The 3,367-nt window shown below is 68.5% G+C and carries 3 protein-coding genes; all 3 read left to right on the top strand.

The window, feature by feature from the left end:
- The first annotated feature begins 347 nt into the window (after positions 1–347).
- Genes AD72_RS19845 through AD72_RS19835 form a run of 3 tightly spaced genes read left to right on the top strand, consistent with a single transcriptional unit; the run spans position 348 to position 3,305 of the window.
- Entirely contained in the window at positions 348–1,481 is a 1,134-nt protein-coding gene (locus AD72_RS19845; protein ID WP_031468029.1) for an AI-2E family transporter, read from the top strand.
- A gap of 2 nt (positions 1,482–1,483) precedes the next feature.
- A complete protein-coding gene (gene macS, locus AD72_RS19840) occupies positions 1,484–2,662 on the top strand; it encodes a MacS family sensor histidine kinase (RefSeq protein ID WP_031468028.1) in 1,179 nt (392 codons plus the stop codon).
- Positions 2,655–3,305, top strand: a complete 651-nt coding sequence (locus tag AD72_RS19835) for a response regulator (RefSeq protein ID WP_031468027.1) — start codon at positions 2,655–2,657, stop codon at positions 3,303–3,305. Before macS ends, AD72_RS19835 begins: the two co-directional genes overlap by 8 nt.
- Positions 3,306–3,367 lie beyond the last annotated feature (62 nt).

Raw genomic sequence — 3,367 nt, 5'->3', positions numbered from 1 at the left:
CCAACACAACCACGCACGATCGGGTCCTCATCCCGGACGTTCACGCTGGTCACACCCAGGATGTGTATCGGCATCCAGGAAGGGCTCCGGGGCCCGCCCATCGTCACTGGTCAGGCGATGTGGCTCACAGTTCCGCGGGACACCCGTGGCGGGGGATGCTGTTCGTCACACGGTCCGCGGCGGCTCTGTCCGGGCCGAACCTCCACCCTCCGGTTCCTGGGGCTCTCCCTCGGACGCACGCTTCCCGACCGGTTGCGGCGCAACGGATTTTGTTCGGGCTCGCGCACCACTCACCCGGGTGTCTTCGGTTGCTCGGTCTGGACAGTCATACCGGATACTGTGTGCGCGTGAAGGCCCGTGATTTCCGTATCGAACCCGAGGTGCCGGTCGTGCTGCGCGGGGCGGCCGCGTACAGCTGGCGGCTGCTCATCTCGCTCGCGGCCGTCGTGGTGCTCGCCTACCTGATCAACTATCTCGCCGTCGTCACCGTTCCGGTCGCGATCGCCTTGCTGCTCTCGGCATTGTTCGCCCCCGTGGTGCGCAGGCTGGTGAGCTGGCGGGTGCCGCGCGGACTGGCGACGGCGATCGCGGTGATCGTGGGCCTCGCGGTCGTCGGCGGGGTGCTCTATCTGTTCATCTCCACCATCACCGCAGGCCTTCCGGATCTGACCAATCAGGTCTCGGCGAGTATCGAGCAGATCAGCGCCTGGTTACGGGACGGGCCGCTGCATCTGTCCCAGGATCAGCTGCAGGGCTTCCTCGATCAGATCGTGCAGTGGCTGCAGGCCAACAAGAGCGTGATCACCAGTGGCGCGCTCAGCACGGCGGCCTCGGTCGGTGAGGCACTGACCGGGATCCTGCTGTGCCTGTTCACTCTGATCTTCTTCCTGCACGACGGGGACGGCATCTGGCGGTTCCTGGTGCGGATCCTGGTTCCGGGCGCGAACCGGGACCGGGTGCAGCGCGCGGGACGCCACGGCTTCACCTCGCTCGAGCACTATGTGCGGGCGACCGTGCTCGTCGCTCTGGTGGACGCGGTCGGTATCGGGATCGGCCTGGCGATCGTGGGTGTCCCGCTGGCGGTTCCGCTTGCCGCGCTGGTGTTTCTCGGCGCGTTCATCCCGATCATCGGTGCGGTGCTGACCGGCGCGATCGCGGTACTGGTCGCACTGGTGACCAAGGGCTTGGTGGCCGCGCTCATCGTGCTGGCCATCGTGGTGCTGGTGATGCAGCTGGAAAGCCATGTGCTGCAACCACTGCTGCTCGGCCGCGCGGTGAAGATCCACCCGCTCGCGGTCGTGCTCGGGGTCGCCGCGGGCATGGTGATCGCGGGCATCGCGGGTGCCCTGCTCGCGGTTCCGCTGCTCGCCGTGGCGAACGCCTCGATCCGCAGCCTGTGGAGTGAACGCGCGGCATCGGCGGAACCCGATGGGGAGGCGGAGAAGAACAAGGACGACGGCGAGCCCGAACCGGTGAGTTGAGCATGACGATCCGGGTACAGGACGCCACATCCCCGATGTGGCTCGGCACGGGGCTACTCCGGGTCGTGACCTATCCGTTCGCGATCGCGTCGGTGGCCGTCAACTACGACAGCTACGCCCGCCCGTGGCTCGGTGTCACGGTGCTCGTGTTCATGGGCCTGTGGACCCTGGTCACGCTCGCTTACAGTTTCCGGCCCGCGTGGCGCCGCGGCTGGCTGGTCATCGCCGACCTACTGGTCACTTCCGGGCTGATGCTCACCACCTTGGCGATCTTCGATCCGGACATTCCGAAGCACGTGCCGAGCGTGATCACGACCGTGTGGGGCAGCGTGCCCGCGGTGGCGATGGGCGTGTATGGCGGTTGGCTGATCGGCGCGTCCAGTGGGCTGCTGCTCGCGGTGTGCACCGGGCTGGCGCGGTGGACCATCGACATGTCCCTGTACACCGATGCGGTGCTGCTGATCGGTTCCGGACTGGTGATCGGGATGGCGTCCACGGCGGCGCGGCGTTCGATGGCCACCATGCAGCGGGCGCTGCGCGCCGAGGCGGCCACCGCGGAGCGGGAACGGCTGGCCAGTTCCATTCACGATTCCGTGCTTCAGGTGCTCGCGCACGTGCGCAGGCGCGGCGGGGAGCTCGGCGGGGAGGCCGCGGAACTGGGGCGGCTCGCCGGGGAGCAGGAGGTTGCGCTTCGCTCGCTCGTCGCTTCCGGACCGGTGTCCTCCACCAGCGAATCGGGCGAGGTCGATCTACTCGGCCTGGTGCGCCCGCTCGGCACCTCGCGGATCAGCATTTCCGCACCCGCGGGGCCGATCCCGCTGCCGCACGACACGGCGAGCGAACTCACCGCCGCGGTCCGGGAGGCCTTGGTCAACGCGGAGCGGCACGCCGGCGCCTCGGCACGGGTGTGGGTGCTCATCGAGGATCTCGGTACCGAGGTGGTGGTTTCGGTGCGGGACGACGGGGTCGGCATCCCGCAGGGACGGCTCGAGGCGGCCGCAGAGGAGGGCAGGCTCGGGGTTGCGAGCTCCATCACCGCGAAGATCCGCGCCCTCGGTGGAACCGCGAGCTTGGAAACCGCGCCCGAAGAGGGTACGGAATGGGAGTTGCACGTGCCGCGTGCGCGCCCGAAACCCAACACGGGTTTGGCTCGATTGGTCAAGCGGAGGCAGCATGGCTAGCGAACCGATCTCGATCGTGGTCGTGGACGACCACCCGATCTGGCGCGATGGCGTCGCGCGCGATCTCGGGGAACGCGGCTTTCAGGTCCTGGCGACCGCGGGGGATGTCGAGACCGGCGTGCGCGCGGTCCGGTCCACCACCCCGGACGTGGTGTTGATGGACCTCAACCTCGGCGGGGGCAGCGGGGTCGACGCCACCAGGAGGATCACCGAAACCGCACCCGGCTGCCATGTGCTCGTGCTGTCCGCGAGCGGCGAGCAGGAGGACGTGCTCGAGGCCGTCAAAGCGGGCGCGACCGGGTATCTCATCAAGTCGGCGTCCGCCGAGGAACTCGTCGAGGCCGTGCGCGCCACCGCCGAGGGCGACACCGTGTTCACCCCCGGGCTGGCCGGTCTCGTACTCGGCGAATTCCGCAGGATGGCCGCCGCACCAAGCGCGGACACCCCGGCGCTGTCCGAACGCGAGACCACCGTGCTCCGCTTGGTCGCGAAAGGCCAGTCCGCACGCCAGATCGCGACCAAGCTGTCGATTTCACACCGCACCGTGGAGAATCACGTGCACTCGACGCTGCGCAAACTCCGCCTGGAGAACCGGGTGGAACTGACGCGCTACGCCATCGAACACGGCCTCGCCGAGGAATAACCGAACCAAAAATCCCGCCCCGACATCCCCCACCCTCACCGGGGGGGGCGACCCCGCATCCA

Origin of the sequence: Sciscionella sediminilitoris, assembly GCF_000737195.2 — a bacterium.
GTDB classification, from domain to species: domain Bacteria; phylum Actinomycetota; class Actinomycetes; order Mycobacteriales; family Pseudonocardiaceae; genus Sciscionella; species Sciscionella sediminilitoris.
Note: the sequence above shows the minus strand (reverse complement) of the source record. Positions and strands in the feature narration are given on the sequence as shown.